Source organism: Sulfitobacter sp. HI0129 (genome assembly GCF_001635395.1).
Classification (GTDB): Bacteria; Pseudomonadota; Alphaproteobacteria; order Rhodobacterales; family Rhodobacteraceae; genus Sulfitobacter.
On the sequence record NZ_LWGH01000593.1, the window covers coordinates 1 to 3,314 of the forward strand.

General features: G+C 67.3%; 3 protein-coding genes. 1 reads left to right on the plus strand and 2 read right to left on the minus strand.

All coding sequences use genetic code 11. The annotated features are described in order from the left end of the window. The first annotated feature begins 12 nt into the window (after positions 1–12). Positions 13–1,317, plus strand: coding sequence for an NAD(P)/FAD-dependent oxidoreductase (locus A3764_RS15765; protein ID WP_067928223.1), 1,305 nt, complete (start codon positions 13–15; stop codon positions 1,315–1,317). Positions 1,318–1,345: 28 nt separating this feature from the next. Here the strand turns inward: A3764_RS15765 and phaR are convergent, their stop codons facing one another. Both phaR and A3764_RS15775 read right to left on the minus strand, forming a co-directional pair. Beyond that, positions 1,346–1,897, minus strand: coding sequence for a polyhydroxyalkanoate synthesis repressor PhaR (gene phaR / locus A3764_RS15770; RefSeq protein ID WP_067928226.1), 552 nt, complete (start codon positions 1,895–1,897; stop codon positions 1,346–1,348). Positions 1,898–1,989: 92 nt separating this feature from the next. Further along, positions 1,990–3,314: FAD-dependent monooxygenase (locus tag A3764_RS15775; RefSeq protein ID WP_082865954.1), on the minus strand; the 1,325-nt coding region annotated here is incomplete at its 5' end.

Below are 3,314 nucleotides of genomic sequence, written 5' to 3' on the forward strand. Positions count from 1 at the left end.
AACGTCTGAGCCATGGACCTGCTCTATGCCAATGACCGGGCCGGGGCCTATCCCGACAGCTGGTATGCGGCCACCGCCACGCCCCTGCCCGCCTTTCCCGCGCTGAAGGGCGAGGCGCGCGCCGATGTCTGCGTGATCGGCGGCGGCTACACCGGGCTTTCGGCGGCGCTGCACCTTGCCGAAGCGGGGCGGCGCGTGATCCTTCTGGAAGCGCAGCGCGTGGGCTTCGGGGCCTCGGGGCGCAATGGCGGGCAGTTGGGCAGCGGCCAGCGGGTCGAACAGGACGATCTGGAGCGTATGCTGGGCGAGGACGCCGCCCGCCGCCTCTGGGATCTTGGCGAGGACGCGAAGGCGCTGGTCAAGGACCTCGGGGCGCGCCACGGGATCGACTGTCACCTCAAGCCCGGCGTGGTCCATACCGCCTCCTCCGACCGGGAGGTGCGGCACCTGCACCATTACGCGGATCATCTGCGCAAACACTACGGCTACGACCAGATCGAAACGCTCGATCACGCCGCCCTGCAAGGCGTCTGCCTCTCGCCCGATTACCGGGGCGGCACGCTGGACATGGGCGCGGCGCACCTGCACCCGCTGAACTTCGCGCTCGGCCTTGCCCGGGCGGCGCGCGACGCGGGCGTGACGATCCATGAAGGCAGCGCCGTGCTGGCCATCGACAAGGGTACCCCCGCCACCCTGCGGACGAAGGAGGGACAGGTCCGGGCCGATCACGTCGTCATCGCCTGCAACGGCTATCTGGGCCGGCTCGATCCGGGCGTGGCCACACGGGTCATGCCCATCAACAACTTCATCGCCGCGACCGAACCGCTGGGCGCGCGCGTGGCAGAGGTGCTACCGCGCGACGTGGCCGTGGCCGACAGCCGCTTCGTGGTGAACTACTTCAGGCTTTCGCACGACGGCAGGCTGCTGTTCGGCGGCGGGGAAAGCTACGGGTATCGTTTCCCCGCGGATATCGCGGCCAAGGTGCGTAAACCCATGGCAGAGATCTTTCCCCATCTGGCGGACATCAAGATCGACTACGCATGGGGCGGCACGCTCGCCATCACGATGAAACGCCTGCCCTACCTTGCCCGGGTGGCGCCCAACATCCTCTCCGCCTCCGGTTATTCAGGGCATGGCGTGGGTAATGCCACGCAGGCGGGAAAGCTCATGGCGCTGGCGATCTGCGGCGATGACGACGGGTTCGATACCATGGCGGCGCTGCCCGCGCCGCCCTTTCCGGGGGGTGTCGCGCTGCGCACACCGCTGCTGGCGCTGGCGATGTCATGGTACGCGATGCGCGACCGGCTGGGCATCTGAAGCGGGGGCCGCGCCTGCGCGCCGCCCGTCACTTCATCTTGGACAGTTTTTCCTGCAATTCGGCCAATTGCTTGCGGATGGCATCCAGATCCTCGCCCGACTCGCTTTCCCGCTCCGGGCCGGAGGACATGCCCCGCCCCTTCGGCCAGCCGCCGGTCATCGCCTTCATAAAGGCCTGCTGCTGCGCCTGCATCACCTCGAGCCCCGGCATCTTCGCCATGGGGTTCATCGTGGTCATGTTTTCCATCACCCGGGCCTGACCGTCGCGCAGCATGTCAAAGGACGCCTGCAGGAACTGCGGCACCACCGACACATCGCCCGACATGTAGCTGCGCACCAGATCGGTCAGCACATCGACGGGCAGAACGGATTCGCCCCGGCTTTCATGCTCCGCGATGATCTGAAGCAGATACTGCCGCGTCAGGTCGTCCCCGGACTTGAGGTCCACGATCTGCACTTCGCGCCCGTCACGGATGAAACCGGCGATATCCTCCAGCGTGACGTAATCGCTCGTCTCCGTATTGTAGAGCCTGCGACTGGCATAGCGTTTGATCAGCAAGGGCTTGGGTTTGTCCGCCACGATCGTCCTCCTGAGAAACGTGCTGCACCGCAGCCTAGGACAGCCCGCCCCAAATGAAAAGAAGATTGCGCCCCGGTCTTTCCCGGGCCCATTCAGCCTGCCGGGCGCATGAAACCGGCGAAGAATTCAGTCAGTGACGCGTGATCCTCCAGCGCCAGCACATGGGCCACGTACTGATCCGGGCGCACGACCACCAGACTGCCCCGCGCCCGGTCGATCCCGCGCAGCGCATAAATGTCCACCTGCGGATCGGGGGCAAAGACCTTTTCATGGTCCGTCAGCCCAAAGCGGCCCTTGGCGGGGCGCAGCAACGCGGGCATATCCGTCACCTCCAGCGCCCGATGGGGCGCATCGAAAACGGCGCGCAGATCGAACAGGGCATCCGGGTCCGCGCCCGGCGGGGTATAGCGGCGCAAGGGGCTCGCCCCGTCGGTGCCGAGCCGGTCGCAAAACCGCGCCACGGCCCCGCCCTGCTGGCCCGTATCGCCCGCCCCGGCAAAGGCATAGAGCCGCCAGCGCCCGTCCGCCTCCGCCACGTGGCCCAGTTCCATCGGCCTTGCATCCGCCACCCGGATCACGGGTGCTGAGTGAAATCGCATCCCCACCGGCAGGCCCCGGGCCAGCGCCTGCCGCGGCGCGGCGGCAATCAGCGTGGAAGGCGCATAACAGGTCGCCGTCCCCGCGGTGAACCGGCCATGACGGACAAAGCTGCGCTGCAACTCCGTTGCATGGCGGTCCCGGTCGGCCACCGCCTCGGGCGGGGTGCTGAAGATCCGCGCGAAGGACCTGTCGAAGGCTATCAACTCCTCCGCCACCGCCTGCCGTTCGGTGCTGTAGCTTTCCAGCAGACCGGGCGCCGCCTGCCCGCGCAGCACCGCCGCCAGCTTCCAGCCGAGGTTGAAGCCGTCCTGCATGGAGACGTTCATCCCCTGCCCGGCCTTGGGGCTGTGGGTATGGCAGGCATCCCCGCAGATGAAGACGCGCGGCGATCCCTCTGCGCCGTCATCGAACCGGTCGGCGAGGCGCTGCCCGATGTCATAGACCGACCACCAGGCGACCTCCTGCACATCGAGCGTATAGGGGTGCAGGATACGCTGCGCGGCGGCGATCAACTGTTCAGCGGTGATGTCGCGCCCCGCCGCACGCTCGTCGGGGCCGAGCTTGTCCATCTCGATATAGAGCCGGACAAGATAGCCGCCTTCGCGCGGGATGATCAGCACGCTCCCCTCGCTCGCGGACTGGATCACCGATTTGATCCGCAGATCGGGAAAATCCGATCTGGCCAGAATGTCCATCACCCCCCAGGCCTTGTTGGCGGAATCCCCCCGCAGCGTCAGCCCCATGGACCGGCGCACCGCGCTGCGCGCCCCGTCGCACCCAACGAGGTATCGACAGCGCAGAAACCTGTCGGGCCGCC